This is a genomic window from Mycobacterium parascrofulaceum ATCC BAA-614, assembly GCF_000164135.1.
GTDB lineage: Bacteria > Actinomycetota > Actinomycetes > Mycobacteriales > Mycobacteriaceae > Mycobacterium > Mycobacterium parascrofulaceum.
Genome location: NZ_GG770554.1, coordinates 671,152 through 691,764 on the forward strand (window position 1 = coordinate 671,152; position 20,613 = coordinate 691,764).

The following is a 20,613-nucleotide window of genomic DNA, read 5'->3' on the forward strand; positions in this document are numbered from 1 at the left end:
TGGGGCGCGGGTTCGGCGCCGGCCGGTGGCGCCGCGACCCGGCCGGGTCCGGCGGCGTGTGCGGGGTCGATGCCGGTCGGCAAGTGCGACTGGGCGCCCGGTTCGACACCCGCCGCCGGGACGTGCGGCACCGGCGCGGCGTCCGGAAGCGCGGCCCCGGGCTCGCCCGCCGCAGCCGGCGTCGCGAGGAACTGGTTCACCGACGTGGCCACGTTCCGGGACTCGGCGGGCGCGTTCTGGTTGTGGCTGAAAGCTTGCGCTGCGGCCATGAGCAGCTGTGTGGCCTGGGCGGGATCGGTGGCCGCCTGCTGAATGATCGGGCTCAGCTGCGACAACGCCGGCAGCCCGGGGAGTTCTTGGGTGGGGCTCGGTTGCGGTGTCGCCGGGTCGGCTGCCGCGCTCGGGCAGAACCCGAACGCGGCAGCCGATGCCGTCACGACAGCGGCCAATCCTTTGGACAGATTCCAAGTGGTTGCCACGGTGTGTCCTCCGGTCAGTAGGGGGTGGCTGTGCTGTCTGGCGGACTGATCAGGGCAGGGCGGCGAGCAGCGGCGCGACCGGGTTGGCCCCGGTTGCCGGGGCGGCCGGTGCCGCGGGGGCGGCGGGTGCCGGAGCCCCGGCCAGTGCCGGCAGGTCCTGCGGCAGGGTCATCTGCGCGGGCATGTTGACCGGCAGGTTGGGCAGGAACGCCGGCATGTCGACCTTCGCCTGCGGAATCTGCGGGGCCGGCGGGGTGGCGGGGGCGGTCGGCGTCGACAGCCCGGGGATGGCCGGCAGTCCGGGGATGGACGACGTCGCCGGTGCGGCGGGCGCCGCGGGTGCCGGCGGTGTCAGCCCGGGGATCAACCCCTGCAGGCCCTGCGTGGCCGTCGCGGTGGACGGCGCGGAGGGCGTCGGCGCCTGCGCCAGCCCGGGAATCGAGGGGATGCCCGCGGACGTCGCCGGTGACGTCGTGGCGGCCGAAGGAACTCCCGGGAAAGTGATGCCCGGGGCGGCCGGCGCGGCCGGCGGGGTCGCGCCCAGGGCGGTTGCGAGGTTCTGCAGGATTTGGGGCGCGTTGGCCGCCGAACTGATCAGCTGCTGCGGAATGTTCGGAATCGGCGGAGCCGGCACGGGGTCGGCGTGGGCGATACCGCCCGTGAGTAGGGCTGCGGACGAACCGACGACGACGGCCGCTGCACGCATGTAAGTCCAGATGGTTGGCATGACTCTCCCTGGTTGTGGAAAACGGGTCCGCCGCCGAAGTTACGTTGATACTGGTGGGACTCAAGTGACACGTGTGGCATTTATTTGATCGTTACTGATACGAGTGGCTCCGGTGACCAAACGCCCCGCGACCAGGCTCAATGCGGTCACGCGGTCCGTCCGTGCCGCGCGGGACCGCGCGATCGCTAAAGTCGTGTTGATAGACACCACCTCGGCCGCGCCGGCGCCCGCCCCGCGCCGGCGGTTCGCGAGTTCGCTTCGGGCGGCGGCGCCCGCGCTGCTGGTCGCCAGCGTCGCCGCGCGTCTCGCGTGGACGTATCTGACCCCGCACGGGGCGAACTTCGTCGACCTGCACGTCTACCTCGGCGGCGCCACCGCGATCGACCATCCCGGCACGCTGTACAGCTACGTCTACGCCGATCAGACGCCCGACTTCCCGCTCCCGTTCACCTATCCGCCCTTCGCGGCGGTCGTCTTCTACCCGCTGACCCTGCTGCCCTTCGACGTCGTCGCCTTCGGGTGGCAGATCGCGACGATGGCCGCGCTCTACGGCGCGATCCGGATCAGCCAGCGCTTGATCGGCATCGCGCCCGGCGCCGACGGCCGCCGCGTCGCGATGGCCTGGACGGCGGTCACGATCTGGATCGAGCCGCTGCGCAGCACATTCGACTACGGGCAGGTCAACGTGCTGCTGATGCTGGCGGTGCTGTGGGCGGCGCTGACCGCGCGGTGGTGGCTGTCGGGGTTGCTGGTCGGCGCGGCGGCCGGGATCAAGCTGACGCCCGCGATCGCCGGCGTCTACCTGGTCGGCGTGCGGCGCTGGGCCGCGGCGGCTTTCTCCTTCGTGGTCTTCCTCGCCACCATCGGCGTGTCGGCCCTGGTGGTCGGCGACCAGGCCCGCTACTACTTCACGAAGCTGCTCGGCGACGCCCACCGCGTGGGACCCATCGCCACGTCGATCAATCAGTCCTGGCGGGGCGGCATTTCCCGGATCCTCGGTCACGACGCCGGCTTCGGCCCGGGGGTGCTGGCCGCCATCGCCGTCACCGCGGTGCTGGCCGTCCTGGCGTGGCGTGCGCTGGACAGCTGGGATCGGCTGGGCAGGTTGCTGGTGGTCGAGCTGTTCGGGCTGCTGCTGTCCCCGATCTCCTGGACCCACCACTGGGTGTGGCTGGTGCCGCTGATGATCTGGGCGATTCACGGCCCGCTGCGCCAGCGCCCCGGCGCGCGGATCGTGGGCTGGGGCTGGCTGGCGCTCACCATCGTCGGCGTGCCGTGGCTGCTGCTCTTCGCGCAGCCGACCATTTGGCAGATCAGCCGGCCGTGGTATCTGGCCTGGGCCGGCCTGGTCTACATCGTGGCGGCGGTGGCCACCCTGGGCTGGATCGCGGCCGCCGGCCGCCGATCCCGCGAATTGGGGGCACCACCCGCTCGCGGGGGACACGCTGGCGTGACTGCGGGCGCCGACCGTCACGCTGGCGTGACGGTCGAGGACCGCGCCGCCGCCGAGGACCGCGCCGCGGCCGAGGACTAGCTTTCGACGATCCCGTCGATGTCGCGCGCCATGGCGACGTCCTTCTCGGTGATCCCGCCCTCGGAATGCGTCACCAAGGCGAAAGTCACCGTCCGCCAACGAATATCGATATCCGGGTGATGGTCTTTGCTCTCCGCGTGTTCGCCCACCCGGCGCACCGCGTCGATGCCGGCCAGAAAACTCGGAAACTTGATCGACCGGCGCAGCGCGCCGTCGACACGCTCCCATCCGTTGAGATCGGGCAGTGCGGCGTCCACCTGCTCATCCGTTAACACAGCCATGTTTCGACCGTATACCGTCTGGCCATGCCGACCCAGATCGTCGTTGCGGGCGCGGTCATCCGCGGCGCCGCGGTACTGGTGGCGCAGCGCCTGCGGCCGCCCGAGTTGGCCGGCCGCTGGGAGTTGCCGGGCGGCAAGGTCGCCGCGGGTGAAACCGAGCGCGACGCGCTGGCCCGGGAGCTGGCCGAGGAGCTCGGCCTGGCCGATGGCGACGTGGCGGTGGGCGACCGCCTGGGCGCCGACATCGCGCTGGACGGCATCACGCTGCGGGCGTACCGCGTGGACTTGCTCGACGGCGAACCGAGCGCGCACGACCACCGCGCGCTGCGCTGGGTGACGGCGGCCGAGCTGCCCGACGTCGACTGGGTGCCCGCCGACCGCGGCTGGGTCGCTGACCTGGTGCGGACGCTGTCCCGCGGAAGCTCATAACAAGTCCACAGCCTTTCCGCAGCTGACGTTCAGCGCCGTAGAAGGTCACCCATGTGAACTTGGGATATAACAACGGAACTTGTAATAAACGACTTGACCTCGAGGTGCATGCGGTAAGCGATCCGTCGCCCGCCCCGGGCACCTCACAGATCAACAAAACGCATGTTGACCAGACGATTCCTCGTTAACAGGCCGCGCGCGACGGAGGTGATGGGCCTGTCTCCCGCGGCCTATGCTGGTGCTCGATCGCTCCCCAGCGCGCGGGCCGCCGACATCGATGGCGTTGCCGATCCGGGTTGGCGCGGGCGGCCGAATCGGTGGGCCTGCGCAGCCCGACACAACGCATTTGGGGTCGACGCGACGGCCCGGCTACGACGCGCGACGCTACGGAGTAGAAGGGGTACCTGTTGACTGTCACGCCACACGTCGGTGGAGCGCTCGAGGAGTTGCTGGAGCGCAGCGGGCGCTTCTTCACGCCCGGCGAAATCTCGGCCGACCTGCGCACGGTCACACGTAAGGGCGGCCGCGAGGCCGACGTGTTCTATCGCGACCGGTGGAGCCACGACAAGGTGGTCCGCTCCACGCACGGCGTCAACTGCACCGGTTCCTGCTCGTGGAAGATCTACGTCAAGGACGGGATCATCACGTGGGAAACCCAGCAGACCGACTATCCCTCGGTGGGCCCGGACCGGCCGGAATACGAGCCGCGCGGGTGCCCCCGGGGCGCGTCCTTCTCCTGGTACAGCTACTCGCCGACCCGCGTCCGCTATCCCTACGCCCGGGGCGTGCTGGTCGAGATGTACCGGGAAGCCAAGGGCCGGCTCGGGGATCCGGTGCTGGCGTGGGCCGACATCCAGGCGGACCCGGAGCGGCGGCGCCGCTATCAACACGCCCGCGGCAAGGGCGGGCTGGTCCGGATCACCTGGGCCGAGGCCACCGAACTGATCGCCGCCGCCCACGTGCACACCATCAAGACCTACGGTTCCGACCGGGTCGCCGGGTTCTCGCCGATCCCGGCGATGTCCATGGTCTCCTACGCGGCGGGCTCGCGGTTCTTCGAGCTGATCGGCGCGCCCATGACGTCGTTCTACGACTGGTACGCGGACCTGCCGGTGGCCTCCCCGCAGGTGTTCGGCGACCAGACCGATGTGCCCGAGTCCGGGGATTGGTGGGATGCCGCGTACCTGATGATGTGGGGCTCCAACGTCCCGATCACCCGGACGCCGGATGCGCACTGGATGGCCGAGGCGCGCTACCGCGGCACCAAGGTGGTGACCGTCAGCCCCGACTACGCCGACAACACCAAGTTCGCCGATGAGTGGATGCCCTGCGCGGCGGGCACCGACGGGGCGCTGGCCATGGCGATGGGTCACGTCATCCTCTCGGAATGCTATGTGCAGAAAGAGGTTCCGTTTTTCACCGACTTCGCGCGCCGCTACACCGACCTGCCGTTCCTGATCAAGCTCGAAGAGCGCGGCGACATGCTGGTGCCGGGAAAGAACCTCACGGCGGCCGACCTGGGCAGAGGCTACGAGACCGAAGAAAATTCAGCCCTCAAGCCCGCGGTGCTGGACGAGACCACCGACTCGGTGGTGGTGCCGCACGGCTCGCTGGGGTTCCGCTACGGCGAGGACGGCGTCGGGAAGTGGAACCTCGACCTCGGTGCGCTGCTGCCCGCGCTCAGCGTGCGAAACAGTCACGGTCGCAACGGCGACGGCGACACCGCGCTGGTGCACCTGCCCAGCTTCGACACGATCAACGGCGAGGGCGCCACGGTGGCGCGCGGCGTCCCGGTGCGCCGCGTCGGCGAACACCTGGTGTGCACGGTTTTCGACCTGATGCTCGCCCAGTACGGGGTGGCCCGGCCGGGATTGCCCGGCGAATGGCCCACCGGCTACGACGACGCGACCCAGCAGAACACCCCCGCGTGGCAGGAGGCGATCACCGGAGTTTCGGCCGCACAGGCCATCCGCGTGGCCAAGGAATTCGCCCGCAGCGCGGAGGAATCCGGTGGCCGGTCGATGATCATCATGGGCAGCGGCATCTGCCAGTGGTTCCACGGTGACGCGATCTACCGGGCGGTACTCGCGCTGCTGATGCTCACCGGGTCGATGGGACGCAATGGCGGCGGCTGGGCGCACTACGTCGGCCAGGAAAAAGTGCGTCCGCTCACCGGGTTTCAGACGATGGCGATGGCCACCGACTGGGTGCGTCCGCCGCGGCAGGTGCCCGGCGCCTCGTACTGGTACGCGCACACCGATCAGTGGCGCTACGACGGCTACGGGGCCGACAAGCTCGCCAGCCCGCTGGGCCGCGGCCGGTTCGCGGGCAAGCACACGATGGACCTGCTGGCCTCGGCGACGGCGATGGGCTGGAGCCCCTTCTACCCCCAGTTCGACCGGTCCAGCCTCGACGTCGCCGACGAGGCGCGTGCGGCGGGCCGTGATGCCGCCGACTACGTCGCCGAGCAACTCCGCGACCGCAAACTCAAGCTCTCCGTCACCGATCCGGACAACCCGGTCAACTGGCCACGGGTGCTTACGGTTTGGCGGGCAAACCTGATCGGGTCGTCGGGCAAGGGCGGCGAGTACTTCCTGCGCCATCTGTTGGGGACCGACGCCAACATCCAGGCCCAGCCGCCCGCCGACGGGGTGCCGCCCGCCGACGTGGTGTGCGAGGGCGACATCCCGGAGGGCAAGCTCGACCTGATGATGTCGATCGACTTCCGGATGACGTCGACGACGCTGGTCTCCGACATCGTGCTGCCGGCGGCGACCTGGTACGAGAAGGCGGACATCTCGAGCACGGACATGCACCCGTACGTGCACGCGTTCAGCGCCGCGACCGATCCGCCGTGGGAAACCCGTTCGGACTTCGAGGCTTTCGGCGCTATCGCGCGTGCCTTCAGCGCCCTGGCCAAGCGGCACCTGGGCACCCGCAGCGACGTGGTGCTGACCGCGCTGCAGCACGACACCCCGGACGCGATGGCCTATCCCGACGGCACGGAACAAGACTGGCTGCACACCGGCGCCACCCCGGTGCCCGGGCGGACGATGGCCAAGCTGACCGTGGTGGAACGCGATTACGGCGCCGTCTACGACAAGTGGCAGACCCTGGGCCCGCTGGTCGAAACGTTCGGGCTGACCACCAAGGGCGTCACGGTGCATCCGTTCCGGGAGGTCGAGGAGCTCGCCGCCCGGTTCGGCGTGATGAATTCCGGTGCGGCGGCGGGCCGTCCGGCCATCACCACCGCCGCGCGGATGGCCGACGTGTTGCTGCTGCTGTCCGGGACCACCAACGGGCGGCTGGCCGTCGAGGGCTTCCGCGAGCTGGAGAAGCGAACGGGCCAGCGGCTGGCGCACCTGGCCGAGGGCAGCGAGGAGCGCCGCATCAGCTACGCCGACACCCAAGCGCGGCCGGTCCCGGTGATCACCAGCCCCGAATGGTCGGGCAGCGAGACCGGCGGGCGCCGCTACGCGCCGTTCACCATCAACATCGAAAACCTCAAGCCGTTCCACACGCTGACCGGCCGGATGCACTTCTATCTGGCCCACGACTGGGTGGAGGAACTCGGCGAGCACCTGCCGGTGTTCCGGCCGCCGCTGGACATGGCGCGGCTGTTCGGCCAGCCCGAACTGGGCCCCACCGACGACGGGATCGGTCTGACGGTGCGGTATCTGACCCCACACTCGAAGTGGTCGTTCCACTCCACCTACCAGGACAACCTCTACATGCTGTCGCTGTCCCGGGGCGGGCCGACGATGTGGATGAGCCCCGGCGACGCGGCCAAACTCAAAGTGCGCGACAACGATTGGGTGGAGGCGGTCAACACCAACGGCATCTACGTGTGCCGGGCCATCGTCAGCCACCGCATGCCAGACGGCGTGGTGTTCGTCTACCACGTACAGGAACGCACGGTCGACACGCCCCGCACCGAGACCAACAACAAGCGCGGCGGCAACCACAACGCGCTGACCCGCGTCCGCATCAAGCCGAGCCACCTCGCCGGCGGCTACGGCCAGCACGCGTTCGCCTTCAATTACATGGGACCGACCGGCAACCAGCGCGACGAGGTCACCGTGGTGCGCCGTCGCAGTCAGGATGTGACGTACTGATGCGCGTACGGGAAGCGAGGCCCTCATGAAGGTCATGGCGCAGCTGGCGATGGTGATGAACCTCGACAAGTGCATCGGCTGCCACACCTGCTCGGTCACCTGCAAGCAGGCGTGGACCAACCGTTCCGGCACGGAATACGTGTGGTTCAACAACGTCGAAACCCGTCCCGGGCAAGGCTATCCGCGCACCTACGAGGACCAGGAGCGGTGGCGAGGGGGCTGGATTCGCGACAAGAAGGGCCGGTTGCGGTTGCGCGACGGCGGCCGCATCCAGAAGCTGTTGCGCATCTTCGCCAACCCCCAGCTGCCCATCATCGACGACTACTACGAGCCCTGGACCTACGACTACGAGAACCTGACCACCGCCCCCGCGGGTGACACGTTCCCCACGGCCGCGCCGAGGAGCCTCATCAGCGGCGAACCGATGAAAATCTCGTGGGGACCGAACTGGGACGACAACCTGTCCGGGTCGCCGGAGATCCTGGCCGGCGACCCGATCCTGAAGAAGGTCGGCGAGGACGTCAAACTCGCGCTCGAAGAGACCTTCATGTTCTACCTGCCCCGGATCTGCGAGCACTGCCTCAACCCCTCCTGCGTGGCGTCGTGCCCGTCGGGCGCGATGTACAAGCGCAGCGAGGACGGCATCGTCCTGGTCGACCAGGACCGCTGCCGCGGCTGGCGGATGTGCGTCTCCGGATGTCCTTACAAGAAGGTGTATTTCAACCACAAGACCGGTAAGGCCGAGAAGTGCACGCTGTGCTACCCGCGGATGGAGGTCGGCCTGCCGACCATCTGCTCGGAGACCTGCGTGGGCCGGCTGCGGTATCTGGGCCTGGTGCTCTACGACGTCGACCGCGTGCTGGAGGCGGCGTCGGTGGAGAACGACACCGACCTGTACGAGGCGCAGTGCCGAATCCTGTTGGACCCCAACGACCCCGAGGTGATCACCGCCGCGCGTGCGGAGGGCATCTCCGACGAGTGGATCGAGGCCGCGCAGCGCTCGCCGGTGTACGCCCTGATCAACGACTACAAGGTCGCGCTGCCCCTCCATCCCGAGTACCGCACCATGCCGATGGTCTGGTACATCCCGCCGCTGTCGCCGGTGGTCGACGCGGTGAGCCGCGACGGCCACGACGGCGAGGACCTGGGCAACCTGTTCGGCGCGCTGGACGCGCTGCGCATCCCCATGCAGTACCTCGCTGAACTGTTCACCGCCGGTGACACCGCGGTGGTCGAGGGCGTGCTGCGGCGGCTCGCGGCGATGCGTTCCTACATGCGCGACATCAACCTCGGGCGGGAGACCCAGCCGGACATACCGCACTCGGTGGGCATGACCGAAGAGCAGATCTACGAGATGTACCGGCTGCTGGCCATCGCCAAGTACGAAGAGCGGTACGTCATCCCGACCGCGTTCAGCCCGCAGGCCCGCGACCTCGAGGAGATGGGCTGCTCGTTGACGGGCGACGGCGGCCCGGGCATGTACGAGTCGGGCGACCCGGTGCCCGTGTCGGTCGAGTCGTTCCACGCGCTCAAGCGGCCGGGCGGCGAGGCGCCGGCCAACGGTCACCGGTCCGCACGGGTGAACCTGCTGAACTGGGACGGGCGCCAGGTGCCCGCCGGGATGTTCCCCGAAGAGCAGAAGCGATGAGGCTGCTGGCCGGGCGGCGGGGACGCGCCGAGCTCCTGCAGGACCGGCTGGTGTGGCAGGCGGCGTCGCTGCTGCTGGCCTATCCCGACGACGAGCTGCCGGGCCGGCTGGACACCGTCGAGGAGTTGCTCAGCCACATCCGCGGGCCCGCGGCGTCGCTGCTCGGGCGGACGCTGGCCGCGCTGCGCGCTCGCGAACCCATGGCCGCCGCGATGGACTACGTCGCGACGTTCGACATGCGGCGCCACTGCACGATGTACCTGACGTACTGGACCGCCGGCGACACCCGTAACCGCGGCCGGGAGATGGTCGAATTCGCTGCCGCCTACCGGGAATCGGGGGTGCAGCCGCCGCGCGCCGAGGCGCCCGACCACCTGCCCGTCGTGCTGGAATTCGCCGCCACCGTCGACCCCGGGGCCGGGCGGCGGCTGCTGACCGAACACCGCGTCCCGATCGACGTGCTGCGGGGCGCGCTTGCCGACGCGAAGTCGGCCTACGAGCCCACCGTGGCGGCGGTGTGCGCGACCCTGCCCGCCGCGACCGATCAGGACGTGCGCCGCGCGGAGCGCCTGGCCAAGGCCGGGCCGCCCGCGGAAGCCGTTGGGCTGCAACCCTTCAACCTGACCGTGCCGCCCCGACGCGAAGGAGCGCCAGGTGTTTAGCAATGTGTTGTTCTGGGACATCGCGCCCTACGTCACGCTGACGGTCTTGATCGTCGGCACCTGGTGGCGCTACCGCTACGACAAGTTCGGCTGGACCTCCCGCTCCTCGCAGATCTACGAGTCGCGGCTGCTGCGGGTGGCCAGCCCGATGTTTCACTTCGGCATCCTGGCGGTCTTCGCCGGACACGTGATGGGGCTGTTCATCCCGCCGCGGGTGACGCACCTGCTGAAGGTGAGCGACCATGCCTATCACCTGCAGGCGGTCATCGCCGGGTCGGTGGCGGGGTTTGCCACCCTGGTCGGAATCGGCCTGCTGATCTACCGGCGGTTCACCCGGCCCGCGGTGTCCATCGCCACCACCCGCAGCGACAAGGTGATGTACGTGGTGCTGGTGCTGGCCATCGTGGTGGGCCTGTACTGCGACCTGATCGGCACCGGGCCGCACGGCGGGGAGTTCCACTACCGCTACACCGTCGGCCTGTGGTTCCGCCGGATCTGGATCTTCCAGCCGCACGGCGAGGTGATGATCAACGCGCCGCTGGACTACCAACTGCACGCCCTGATCGGCATGGTGTTGTTCACGCTGCTGCCGTTCACCCGGCTGGTGCACATGCTCAGCGCTCCGGTCGCCTACCTGTTCAGGCCCTATATCGTCTACCGCAGCCGTGACGAGGCGGCCAAGGGCGAGCTGGTCGGGGCGGCGCCCCCTCGCAGAGGCTGGTAGACGGCGCGCACCCGCCTGCCGGTTCGCTTTGTGCGCCCCCGCGCTGCCACAATCACCGACGTGCCTTTTCGCAACGTCGCCATCGTCGCCCACGTCGACCACGGCAAAACGACCCTGGTGGACGCGATGCTGCGGCAGTCGGGGGCGCTGCACCACCGCGGTGACGACGCCCAGGAACGCATCATGGACAGCGGTGACCTGGAGAAGGAAAAGGGCATCACCATCCTGGCGAAGAACACCGCCGTGCACCGCGTCAACGCGGACGGGAGCGTGACGGTGATCAACGTCATCGACACGCCCGGGCACGCCGACTTCGGCGGCGAGGTCGAGCGCGGGCTGTCCATGGTGGACGGGGTGCTGCTGCTGGTCGACGCGTCCGAGGGGCCGCTGCCGCAGACGCGGTTCGTGCTGCGCAAGGCGCTGGCCGCGCACCTGCCGGTGATCCTCGTGGTCAACAAGACCGACCGGCCGGACGCCCGCATCGCCGAGGTGGTGGAGGCCAGCCACGACCTGCTGCTGGACGTGGCCTCCGACCTCGACGACGAGGCGGCCGCGGCGGCCGAGCACGCGCTGGGACTCCCGACGCTGTACGCGTCCGGCCGCGCCGGGGTGGCCAGCACCACCCAGCCCGCCGACGGCGAGGTGCCCGCCGGCGACAACCTGGACCCGCTGTTCGACGTGCTGATGGAGCACATCCCCGCGCCGTCCGGCGACCCCGAGGCGCCGCTGCAGGCGCTGGTGACCAACCTCGACGCGTCGGCCTTCCTCGGCCGCCTCGCGCTGATCCGCATCTACAACGGCAAGCTGCGCAAGGGCCAGCAGGTCGCCTGGATGCGCGAGGTCGACGGGTTGCCCGTCATCACCAGCGCCAAGATCACCGAACTGCTCGCGACCGAGGGCGTCGAGCGCAGCGCCACCGACGAGGCGGTCGCCGGTGACATCGTGGCGGTGGCCGGGCTGCCCGAGATCATGATCGGCGACACGCTGGCCGACCCCGACCACGCGCACGCGCTGCCGCGGATCACCGTCGACGAGCCGGCGATCTCGGTGACGATCGGCACCAACACCTCGCCGCTGGCGGGCAAGGTGTCCGGCCACAAGCTGACGGCGCGCATGGTCCGCAACCGCCTCGACCAGGAGCTGGTCGGCAACGTGAGCATCCGCGTCGTCGACATCGGCCGGCCCGACGCCTGGGAGGTGCAGGGCCGCGGCGAGCTCGCCCTCGCGGTGCTGGTCGAACAGATGCGCCGGGAGGGCTTCGAGCTCACGGTCGGCAAGCCGCAGGTGGTGACCCGCACCATCGACGGTCAGTTGCACGAGCCGTTCGAGGCGATGACGATCGACTGCCCCGAAGAGTTCGTCGGCGCGATCACCCAGCTGATGGCCGCCCGCAAGGGCCGGATGGAGGAGATGACCAACCACGCGGCCGGGTGGGTCCGGATGGACTTCATCGTGCCCAGCCGCGGCCTGATCGGTTTCCGCACCGACTTCCTCACCATCACCCGCGGCACCGGGATCGCCAACGCCGTGTTCGACGGCTACCGCCCGTGGGCGGGGGAGATCCGGGCCCGCCACACCGGCTCGCTGGTCTCCGACCGCGCCGGCACCATCACCCCCTTCGCGCTGATTCAGCTCGCCGACCGGGGCCAGTTCTTCGTCGAGCCCGGCCAGGACACCTACGAGGGCATGGTCGTCGGGATCAACCCGCGCGCAGAGGATCTCGACATCAACGTCACCCGGGAAAAGAAGCTCACCAACATGCGCTCGTCGACCGCGGACGTTATCGAGACGCTGGCCAAGCCGCTCGAGCTCGACCTGGAACAGGCCATGGAGTTCTGCGCGCAGGACGAATGCGTCGAGGTGACCCCGGAGATCGTCCGGGTGCGCAAGGTCGAGCTGGACGCCACGACCCGGGCCCGGAGCCGGTCGCGCGCCAAGGCCCGGGGTTAATCGCGCGTGCACGGGCGGGCCGCTGGGCGGCTGCTCGCTACCCTGATCGGCATGCCGAGACGCGTGCGCCGTTTCTTCGTGACGGTCGGCGTGGTCGGCTCGCTGGCCGGACTGGCGCTGGCGGCGTGCACGGTCAACCCCCCGCCGGCGCCGCAGAGCACCGACACGCCGCACAACTCGCCACCCCCGCCGCCGCGGCCCACCCAGATCATCATGGGCATCGACTCGATCGGCGCCGGATTCAACCCGCACCTGCTCTCCGACCTGTCCCCGGTGAACGCCGCGATCAGCGCGCTGGTCCTGCCCAGCGCGTTCCGGCCGGTGCCCGACCCCGCCACGCCGACGGGCTCGCGCTGGGAGATGGACCCGACCCTGTTGGAGTCCGCCGAAGTCACCAGCCAGGACCCGTTCACGGTGACCTACAAGATCCGGCCCGAAGCGCAATGGACCGACAACGCCCCGATCGCCGCCGACGACTTCTGGTACCTGTGGCACCAGATGGTCAGCCAGCCCGGCGTGGTCGACCCCGCCGGCTACGACCTCATTACCGGCGTGCAGTCGCTCGAGGGCGGCAAGCAGGCGGTGGTCACCTTCGCGCAGCCGTACCCGTCCTGGAAAGAGCTGTTCAGCAACATCCTCCCGGCACACATCGTCAAGGACGTGCCGGGCGGTTTCGCGGCCGGGCTGGCTCGCGCGCTGCCGGTCACCGGCGGCCAGTTCCGCGTCGAGAGCATCGATCCGCAGCGCGACGAGATCCTGCTGGCCCGCAACGACCGCTACTGGGGGACGCCGGCCAAGCCCGCGCTCATCCTCTTCCGGCGTGCCGGGGCGCCGGCGGCCCTGGCCGATTCGGTGCGCAACGGCGACACCCAGGTGGCGCAGGTGCACGGCGGGTCGGCGGCCTTCGCGCAACTGTCGGCGATCCCCGACGTGCGCACCGCCCGGATCGTGACGCCCCGGGTCATGCAGCTGACGCTGCGGGCCAACGAGTCCAAGCTGGCCGACGCGCAGGTGCGCAAGGCGATCCTGGGGCTGCTGGACGTCGACCTGCTGGCCGCCGTGGGCGCGGGCAGTGACAACACCGTCACGCTGGACCAGGCCCAGATCCGCGCGCCCAGCGACCCGGGCTACGAGCCGACCGCGCCCCCCGCGATGACGACGCCGGCGGCGTTGGCGTTGCTGGAAGGGGCGGGCTACAAGGTGGAAGGCAACGGGTCGGGATCGCCGGCGCCGACACCGGCGAACCCCGGACCGCCCGAGGTCATCCGCGGCCGGATCAGCAAGGACGGCCAGCAGCTGTCGTTGGCCATCGGGGTCGCGGCCAACGACCCGACATCCGTCGCGGTGGCCAACACCGCGGCCGACCAGTTGCGCAACGTCGGCATCGCCGCCAGCGTGCGGGCGCTGGACCCGGTGACGCTCTACCGGGACGCGCTGAACAACAACCAGGTCGACGCGATCGTCGGCTGGCACCAGGCGGGCGGAAACCTGGCCACGCGACTGGCGTCGCGCTACGGCTGCCCCGCGCTGGAGTCGACGCAGGTTCCGACGTCCGCGGGGCCGAGCACCACCGCTCCCGCCTCGGGCGGGCCGACCACCACCGGCCCGAACCCGTCGGCCACCACGCCGACGTCGGCCCCACCCAGCCGCCCGGCGGACCCCAACGCGCTGGTGCAGGCGCCGTCGAACCTCACCGGGATCTGCGATCGCAGCGTCCAGTCGAACATCGACGCCGCGCTCAACGGCACGAAGAACATCAACGACGTGGTCACGGCGGTCGAGCCGCGACTGTGGAACATGTCCACCGTGTTGCCGATCCTGCAGGACACCACGATCGTGGCCGCCGGCCCGAGCGTGCAGAACGTCAGCCTGACGGGCGCGGTGCCGGTCGGCATCGTCGGCGACGCCGGCCAATGGGTCAAGACCGGGCCCTGACGGGCCCTCGCTAGTCCTGGGCCGCCCGCGACCCGCGCGGCGGGATCACGGCGTCGACGATCAGCGACAGCTCCCGGCGGTTCGGCGGCGACCCGGTCAGCAGGAAGTGCTGGTTGATCAAGGCCGGGCCGATGCGGGCGGTCAGCGGGGTGATCATCTCCGGATCGAGGTCGCCCTCCGCGACGGCGGTCTGCAGGATCGATTCGACGATCTGCAGGCGCGGGGCCACCACGGCGTCGGCGAAGATGGCACGCATCTCGGGTTCGTGTAGCAGCTGATACACAGTGGCCATGCCGGGGAAGGCGGTCTTCCCGGCGCAGACGTCGCGGTGGGCGCTGAACACCGTGAGCAGGTTCTCGCGGGCCGACCGGCCGGAGCGCGCCTCGGGGAGGGGCGGCAAGGTGTGCACCAGCGCGGCGTGCACCAGTTCGCACTTGGTGGCCCAGCGCCGGTACAGGGCGGCCTTGCCGGTGTGGGCCCGCGCCGCGATCCCCTCCATGGTCAGCCCGCCATAGCCGACCTCCGCCAGCTCGGCCAGCGTGGCCTCGTAGAGCGCCCGTTCGAGGACCTCACCGCGTCGGCGGCTCCGGCCGCCGGCCCGGGCGTCGATCTGGGTGAGCTGCGGCATCCCTCGATAGTAGCCGTATGCGTTCCTACCGGCTGCGAGGAGACCGCCGGCGGCCCCCGACTGCGGGTAGGGTGCGTCCATGCCCGAGACGCCACGGCTACTGTTCGTGCACGCGCATCCCGATGACGAGAGCCTCAGCAACGGCGCCACCATCGCCCACTACGCGTCCCGCGGGGCGGACGTCCGCGTCGTCACCTGCACCCTCGGCGAGGAGGGCGAGGTCATCGGCGAGCGCTGGGCAGGACTGTCCGTCGACCACGCGGATCAGTTGGGGGGCTACCGCATCGGCGAGCTCACCGCGGCGTTGCGTGCGCTCGGCGCCGGCGCGCCCCACTATCTCGGCGGCGCGGGGCGCTGGCGCGACTCGGGCATGCCCGGCACGCCCGGACGGCGGCGCCAGCGGTTTGTCGACGCCGACGAGCGCGAGGCCGTCGGCGCACTGGTGGCGGTCATCCGCGAGCAGCGCCCCCACGTCGTCGTCACCTACGATCCGGGCGGCGGTTACGGCCACCCCGATCACGTCCACACCCACACCGTCACGACGGCCGCCGTGGCGGCATCCGGTACGGGGGCCGGCTCCGGCGACTTCCCCGGCGAGCCGTGGCAGGTGCCGAAGTTCTACTGGGCCGTCATGGCCGACAGCGCCTTCGAGGCGGGCTGGCGGGCGCTGGACCGCGGCGACTTGCTGCCCGAGTGGGCGATCCCCCCACGAGAGGAGTTCGACTTCGGCTACCCCGACGACAAGATCGACGCCGTCGTCGAGGCCGGCCCTCAGGCGTGGGCGGCGAAGCGGGCGGCGCTGGCCGCCCACGCCACCCAGGTGGTCGTCGGGCCCACCGGCCGGGCCTGCGCGCTGTCGAACAACATGGCGCTGCCGATCCTGGCGGAGGAGCACTACGTCCTGGTCGCCGGCGCGGCGGGGGAGCGCGACGAGCGCGGGTGGGAAACAGATCTGCTTGCGGGGCTTGATTTCACCGCCGCCGGCACGGGGTAGGCTTGCCAATCAGGCAGCCACGGAAGGATTTCGCATGGACCCCGACCTGGACCCTAATCAGCAGCACTGGCAGGACCGGCTCGACAGCCTGCAGTGGGTTATCGGCTCGATACTGTCCAACATCGACAGCGTTCCGACCTGATCGAAACCGAGCCGCGCGCCGCATCGCTGGAGGACAGCGGCGCGACCGACCCCGCGATACGTTTCGTTGTCTTGTCGCTGCTGGCCGTCGACGGGGTACTCTCCGCGCTTGCCGGGGCCCTGCTGCTGCCTTCCTATATCGGTGCCACCCCGTTTCCCATCAGCGGATTGATCTCGGGATTGGTCAACGCCGCCCTGGTCTGGGCCGCCGGGCGGTGGACCACGTCGACGCGGCTCGCCGCGCTGCCGTTGTGGACGTGGCTGCTCGCGGTGGCGATGATCAGCATGGGCGGCCCCGCCGACGACGTCATTCTGGGCGGCCGCGGCGTCATGGCCTACGGGGCTTTGTTGTTGATCGTGCTGGGCGTCGCGCCGCCGTTCTGGGTGCTGTGGCGGCGCGGGCGCCGGCCCTGACGTTCGTGCGGCGGGCCGGGCCGGGACGTCCCCGCTCGCCGGTGCGACCCTGCCGCTACTGTTGACTGTTGCGCAGACGGGGCCGCATGGGTCCGAAAATTTCACATGTTGGGACGCGCGGATGAAATTCGATCGTGGGGAAGTTACACGAAGGTGCCGCTGACTCCGGGCGAGGAGCGTACCGCTCTTCCTGATCCTGTGGTTCCGACCACGTCCTCACCGAGGACCAGCGCCTCGGCGTTGCGGCGGGTGTTGCGCCGCGCACGAGACGGTGTGGCGCTCAATGTCGATGAGGCGGCCGTCGCGATGACCGCGCGGGGCGACGACCTCGCGGATCTGTGCGCCAGCGCCGCGCGGGTGCGCGACGCGGGTTTGACGTCGGCGGGCCGGCGCGGCCCTGCCGGCGGGCTGCCGATCACCTATTCGCGCAAGGTGTTCATCCCCGTCACCCGGCTGTGCCGCGATACGTGCCATTACTGCACCTTCGTCACGGTGCCCGGCAAACTGCGCGCGAGCGGCGCGGGCATGTACCTCGAGCCCGACGAGATCCTCGACATCGCCCGCCGCGGAGCCGAACTCGGTTGCAAGGAAGCGCTTTTCACCCTCGGCGACCGACCCGAGGAGCGATGGCCGGAAGCCGGCCGGTGGCTCGGCGAGCGGGGCTACGATTCCACGCTGTCCTACGTGCGGGCCATGGCGATCCGGGTGCTCGAGGAGACGGGGCTGCTACCGCACCTGAACCCCGGCGTGATGAGTTGGTCGGAGATGGCCCGGCTCAAGCCGGTCGCGCCGTCGATGGGCATGATGCTCGAGACGACGTCGCGGCGGCTGTTCGAGACGAAAGGCCTTGCGCACTACGGCAGCCCGGACAAAGACCCCGCGGTGCGGCTGCGCACGCTCACCGACGCGGGAAGGCTGTCGATTCCGTTCACGACGGGTCTGCTGGTCGGCATCGGCGAGACGCTGGCCGAGCGTGCCGAGACGCTGCACGCGATTCGCAAGTCGCACAAGGAATTCGGGCACGTCCAAGAGGTGATCGTGCAGAATTTCCGCGCCAAGGAACACACCGCGATGGCGGCCGTGCCGGACACGGGCATCGAGGACTACCTGGCGACCGTGGCCGTGGCGCGGTTGGTGCTCGGGCCGGGCATGCGCGTCCAGGCGCCGCCCAATCTGGTGTCCCGCGACGAGTGCCTGGCGCTGGTGGCTGCCGGGGTCGACGACTGGGGCGGGGTGTCGCCCTTGACGCCCGACCATGTCAACCCGGAGCGGCCGTGGCCCGCGCTCGACGAGCTGGCCGACGTGACCGCCGAGGCCGGATACGAACTGGTTCAGCGCTTGACCGCCCAGCCCCGGTACGTGCAGGCTGGGACGGCGTGGATCGACCCGCGGGTGCGCGGACATGTGCTGGCGCTGGCCGATCCGGCGACCGGCCTGGCCCGCGACGTCAATCCGGTGGGCCTGCCGTGGCAGGAGCCCGACGACGTCGCGTCCGCGGGGCGGGTCGACCTCAACGCGGCCATCGACACCGAGGGTCGCGCCACCGAGGCTCGCAGCGACCTGGACAGCGCCTTCGGTGACTGGGAATCGATCCGCGCGCGGGTGCACGAGCTGGCCGCGCAAGGCGCCAAAGCGCCCGAACGCCTGGACACCGATGTGCTGGCCGCGCTGCGGGCGGCCGAGCGCGATCCCGCCGGCTGCACCGACGGCGAGTATCTGGCGCTGGCGACCGCCGAAGGGCCCGCGCTGGAAGCCGTTGCCGCGCTGGCGGATGCGCTGCGGCGCGACGCCGTCGGCGACGACGTGACGTTCGTGGTCAACCGCAACATCAACTTCACCAACATCTGTTACACCGGTTGCCGGTTCTGCGCGTTCGCGCAGCGCAAGGGCGACGCCGACGCGTATTCGCTGTCCACCGAGGAGGTGGCCGACCGTGCGTGGGAGGCGCACGTCGAAGGCGCCACCGAGGTGTGCATGCAGGGCGGGATCGACCCGGAGTTGCCGGTCACCGGTTACGCCGACCTGGTCCGCGCCGTCAAGGCGCGGGTGCCGTCGATGCACGTGCACGCCTTCTCGCCGATGGAGATCGCCAACGGCGTGACCAAGAGCGGGCTGAGCGTGCGCGAGTGGCTGATCGGCCTGCGCGAGGCCGGGCTGGACACCATCCCGGGCACGGCCGCCGAGATCCTGGACGACGAAGTGCGCTGGGTGCTGACCAAGGGCAAGCTGCCGACATCGGAGTGGATCGACATCGTGACCACCGCACACGAGGTGGGGCTGCGGTCGTCGTCGACGATGATGTACGGGCACGTCGACAGCCCACGGCACTGGGTCGCGCACCTCAACGTGCTGCGCGGAATCCAGGACCGCACCGGCGGGTTCACCGAGTTCGTGCCGCTGCCCTTCGTGCACCAGAGCTCGCCGTTGTATCTGGCCGGCGCGGCCCGCCCCGGGCCCACCCACCGCGACAACCGCGCCGTGCACGCGTTGGCGCGAATCATGTTGCACGGCCGCATCGCCCAGATTCAGACCAGCTGGGTCAAGCTGGGCGTCGAGCGCACCCAGGTGATGCTCAACGGCGGCGCCAACGATCTGGGCGGCACGCTGATGGAGGAGACCATCTCGCGGATGGCCGGCTCGGAGCACGGGTCGGCCAAGACCGTCGAAGAGCTGACCGCCATCGCGGAAGGGATCGGGCGCCCCGCGCGCCAGCGCACCACCACGTACGCCCCGCGGGCGGCCTAGCGGTCCTGCGCGGCGGGTACACCCGACGCCGTGAACCGAGGAATCGACGAGGGACCGAAGGCCCCGTCACCCATCGAAACCGATGCGGCCGCGCCGCGCGCGGCCGGCTCGGCGGCTACTGAACCGGTGGCCCGGCTCAGAAGTTGTTGCAGGTGACGGCGACCTGGTTGATGTCGTCGTAGTACTTCATCGCCGACGGCATGGCCTGGATCTGCTGGGCCATCTCCTGGCGCTTGGGGGGCGGCGAGGCCAGGAAGCTGCGGATGTAGGACTGCGCCATCGGCGAGCTGTTCAGCTTCGCGGCGGCCGCGGGATCGGTCGCGTTGAGCGCGGCGATCACCTGCCCGTAGTTGCACGTGGTGTTGATGATCGCGTCGTTCGGGTTCGCGGATGCGACCCCGGCGGCGGCGGTCAACGCCACCGCCGCGCTACCCGCCGCAATGGTCAGTTTGGTCAACGACAGCCTCATGTGTGGACACCTTCCCCGTTAATGCACCGCTATCAAGGCGACGACATCTGCCCAGCGGTTGCCGTCTCCCGTTTGAGATTACCAGGCCCCACGTGGGTCGTCCCGTCTCAATGGTTATCGCGGGGCCCCGCCGAAGCGCGACTTTCCGCAGGTCACCGCGCTATGGTGGTTGTTCGCCCTCGGCGAAACGGCCCCCGGCCGCGGGGTGCGAGACTGGCAGTCTTAAATCGTCGCTGCAACGGGCGTGCCAAGTGGTTGACGTGTATGTGCAACGTCTAGTATCAGTAACCGAAAGCTTTGTCTGGAGCGGCCGGGTGCACCGGGCGCGAGCCGAAGAGCAGCCCACACCGAAGCAGTACATGGAGGAGACGTCTGTGACCTACACGATCGCCGAGCCCTGTGTCGACATCAAAGACAAGGCATGCATCGAGGAGTGCCCGGTCGACTGCATCTACGAGGGCGCGCGGATGCTGTACATCCACCCCGACGAGTGCGTCGACTGCGGGGCGTGCGAGCCGGTCTGCCCCGTCGAAGCGATCTACTACGAAGACGATGTGCCCGACCAGTGGAGCCAGTACACGCAGATCAACGCCGACTTCTTCACCGAGCTGGGCTCGCCGGGCGGCGCCGCGAAGGTCGGCTTGACCGAGAACGACCCGCAGGTGGTGAAGGACCTGCCGCCGCAGGGCGAGGGCGACTGAGCGGGCCGGTGCTGCACAAGCCCGGGGTGGGGCCGCA

At 70.0% G+C, this 20,613-nt stretch carries 16 protein-coding genes and 1 pseudogene; 12 read left to right on the forward strand and 5 right to left on the reverse strand.

Features of this window, described 5'->3' with window-relative positions; translation table 11 throughout:
• Positions 1 to 479 (reverse strand): annotated as a pseudogene (locus HMPREF0591_RS13270) (Rv1157c family protein); the annotation flags it as partial.
• A 49-nt stretch (positions 480 to 528) separates the two neighbouring features.
• Positions 529 to 1,206 carry a hypothetical protein gene (locus HMPREF0591_RS13275; RefSeq protein WP_007169081.1) on the reverse strand — a complete coding sequence of 226 codons (678 nt, stop codon included), beginning with the start codon at positions 1,204 to 1,206 and terminating at the stop codon, positions 529 to 531.
• Between the two features lie 181 nt (positions 1,207 to 1,387).
• Between HMPREF0591_RS13275 and HMPREF0591_RS13280 the strand changes: the two genes are divergently transcribed.
• Entirely contained in the window at positions 1,388 to 2,740 is a 1,353-nt protein-coding gene (locus HMPREF0591_RS13280) for a mannosyltransferase (RefSeq protein ID WP_425270189.1), read from the forward strand.
• On the opposite strand, the gene HMPREF0591_RS13285 is transcribed toward HMPREF0591_RS13280, so the two are convergent.
• Positions 2,737 to 3,021 carry a 4a-hydroxytetrahydrobiopterin dehydratase gene (locus tag HMPREF0591_RS13285; protein WP_007169083.1) on the reverse strand — a complete coding sequence of 95 codons (285 nt, stop codon included), beginning with the start codon at positions 3,019 to 3,021 and terminating at the stop codon, positions 2,737 to 2,739. The genes HMPREF0591_RS13280 and HMPREF0591_RS13285 overlap by 4 nt on opposite strands.
• Positions 3,022 to 3,045: 24 nt before the next feature.
• Between HMPREF0591_RS13285 and HMPREF0591_RS13290 the strand changes: the two genes are divergently transcribed.
• The 7 genes from HMPREF0591_RS13290 to HMPREF0591_RS13320 all read left to right on the forward strand — a co-directional run bounded on the left by HMPREF0591_RS13290 (position 3,046) and on the right by HMPREF0591_RS13320 (position 14,484).
• A complete protein-coding gene (locus tag HMPREF0591_RS13290) occupies positions 3,046 to 3,450 on the forward strand; it encodes a (deoxy)nucleoside triphosphate pyrophosphohydrolase (RefSeq protein WP_007169084.1) in 405 nt (134 codons plus the stop codon).
• 407 nt (positions 3,451 to 3,857) lie between these two features.
• Complete coding sequence (locus tag HMPREF0591_RS13295; RefSeq protein WP_007169085.1) at positions 3,858 to 7,565, forward strand: nitrate reductase subunit alpha; 3,708 nt, start codon at positions 3,858 to 3,860, stop codon at positions 7,563 to 7,565.
• 25 nt (positions 7,566 to 7,590) lie between these two features.
• Complete coding sequence (gene narH / locus HMPREF0591_RS13300; RefSeq protein WP_007169086.1) at positions 7,591 to 9,213, forward strand: nitrate reductase subunit beta; 1,623 nt, start codon at positions 7,591 to 7,593, stop codon at positions 9,211 to 9,213.
• Positions 9,210 to 9,875 carry a nitrate reductase molybdenum cofactor assembly chaperone gene (gene narJ, locus HMPREF0591_RS13305; protein ID WP_007169087.1) on the forward strand — a complete coding sequence of 222 codons (666 nt, stop codon included), beginning with the start codon at positions 9,210 to 9,212 and terminating at the stop codon, positions 9,873 to 9,875. The genes narH and narJ overlap by 4 nt, the downstream gene beginning before the upstream one ends.
• On the forward strand, positions 9,868 to 10,599 hold the full coding sequence (gene narI / locus HMPREF0591_RS13310; protein ID WP_040622480.1) for a respiratory nitrate reductase subunit gamma: 732 nt from the start codon (positions 9,868 to 9,870) through the stop codon (positions 10,597 to 10,599). Before narJ ends, narI begins: the two co-directional genes overlap by 8 nt.
• Before the next feature lie 60 nt (positions 10,600 to 10,659).
• On the forward strand, positions 10,660 to 12,549 hold the full coding sequence (typA, locus tag HMPREF0591_RS13315; protein WP_007169089.1) for a translational GTPase TypA: 1,890 nt from the start codon (positions 10,660 to 10,662) through the stop codon (positions 12,547 to 12,549).
• Positions 12,550 to 12,594: 45 nt separating this feature from the next.
• The gene (locus HMPREF0591_RS13320; protein WP_167310151.1) at positions 12,595 to 14,484 is read left to right on the forward strand and encodes an ABC transporter family substrate-binding protein; all 1,890 of its coding nucleotides are present in this window, start codon (positions 12,595 to 12,597) and stop codon (positions 14,482 to 14,484) included.
• Positions 14,485 to 14,494: 10 nt separating this feature from the next.
• On the opposite strand, the gene HMPREF0591_RS13325 is transcribed toward HMPREF0591_RS13320, so the two are convergent.
• Positions 14,495 to 15,112, reverse strand: a complete 618-nt coding sequence (locus tag HMPREF0591_RS13325; protein WP_040622482.1) for a TetR/AcrR family transcriptional regulator — start codon at positions 15,110 to 15,112, stop codon at positions 14,495 to 14,497.
• 79 nt (positions 15,113 to 15,191) lie between these two features.
• On the opposite strand from HMPREF0591_RS13325, the gene mshB reads away from it, so the two are divergent.
• The 3 genes from mshB to HMPREF0591_RS13340 all read left to right on the forward strand — a co-directional run bounded on the left by mshB (position 15,192) and on the right by HMPREF0591_RS13340 (position 19,406).
• Positions 15,192 to 16,106, forward strand: a complete 915-nt coding sequence (gene mshB / locus HMPREF0591_RS13330) for an N-acetyl-1-D-myo-inositol-2-amino-2-deoxy-alpha-D-glucopyranoside deacetylase (RefSeq protein ID WP_007169092.1) — start codon at positions 15,192 to 15,194, stop codon at positions 16,104 to 16,106.
• A 93-nt stretch (positions 16,107 to 16,199) separates the two neighbouring features.
• Complete coding sequence (locus HMPREF0591_RS13335; RefSeq protein WP_007169093.1) at positions 16,200 to 16,661, forward strand: hypothetical protein; 462 nt, start codon at positions 16,200 to 16,202, stop codon at positions 16,659 to 16,661.
• A 105-nt stretch (positions 16,662 to 16,766) separates the two neighbouring features.
• The gene (locus HMPREF0591_RS13340; RefSeq protein ID WP_007169094.1) at positions 16,767 to 19,406 is read left to right on the forward strand and encodes a bifunctional FO biosynthesis protein CofGH; all 2,640 of its coding nucleotides are present in this window, start codon (positions 16,767 to 16,769) and stop codon (positions 19,404 to 19,406) included.
• Positions 19,407 to 19,542: 136 nt separating this feature from the next.
• On the opposite strand, the gene HMPREF0591_RS13345 is transcribed toward HMPREF0591_RS13340, so the two are convergent.
• Positions 19,543 to 19,875 carry a hemophore-related protein gene (locus HMPREF0591_RS13345; protein WP_007169095.1) on the reverse strand — a complete coding sequence of 111 codons (333 nt, stop codon included), beginning with the start codon at positions 19,873 to 19,875 and terminating at the stop codon, positions 19,543 to 19,545.
• A 374-nt stretch (positions 19,876 to 20,249) separates the two neighbouring features.
• On the opposite strand from HMPREF0591_RS13345, the gene fdxA reads away from it, so the two are divergent.
• Positions 20,250 to 20,576 carry a ferredoxin gene (gene fdxA, locus HMPREF0591_RS13350; protein WP_040622791.1) on the forward strand — a complete coding sequence of 109 codons (327 nt, stop codon included), beginning with the start codon at positions 20,250 to 20,252 and terminating at the stop codon, positions 20,574 to 20,576.
• The last annotated feature ends 37 nt before the right edge of the window (positions 20,577 to 20,613 follow it).

Coding starts and splice junctions, on each gene's coding strand:
- HMPREF0591_RS13275 (WP_007169081.1), bottom strand. CDS start 1,206: ATGCCAACCATCTGGACTTACATGCGTGCAGCGGCCGTCGTCGTCGGT.
- HMPREF0591_RS13340 (WP_007169094.1), top strand. CDS start 16,767: ATGTTGGGACGCGCGGATGAAATTCGATCGTGGGGAAGTTACACGAAG.
- narH (WP_007169086.1), top strand. CDS start 7,591: ATGAAGGTCATGGCGCAGCTGGCGATGGTGATGAACCTCGACAAGTGC.
- HMPREF0591_RS13345 (WP_007169095.1), bottom strand. CDS start 19,875: ATGAGGCTGTCGTTGACCAAACTGACCATTGCGGCGGGTAGCGCGGCG.
- HMPREF0591_RS13285 (WP_007169083.1), bottom strand. CDS start 3,021: ATGGCTGTGTTAACGGATGAGCAGGTGGACGCCGCACTGCCCGATCTC.
- narJ (WP_007169087.1), top strand. CDS start 9,210: ATGAGGCTGCTGGCCGGGCGGCGGGGACGCGCCGAGCTCCTGCAGGAC.
- mshB (WP_007169092.1), top strand. CDS start 15,192: ATGCCCGAGACGCCACGGCTACTGTTCGTGCACGCGCATCCCGATGAC.
- HMPREF0591_RS13325 (WP_040622482.1), bottom strand. CDS start 15,112: ATGCCGCAGCTCACCCAGATCGACGCCCGGGCCGGCGGCCGGAGCCGC.
- HMPREF0591_RS13290 (WP_007169084.1), top strand. CDS start 3,046: ATGCCGACCCAGATCGTCGTTGCGGGCGCGGTCATCCGCGGCGCCGCG.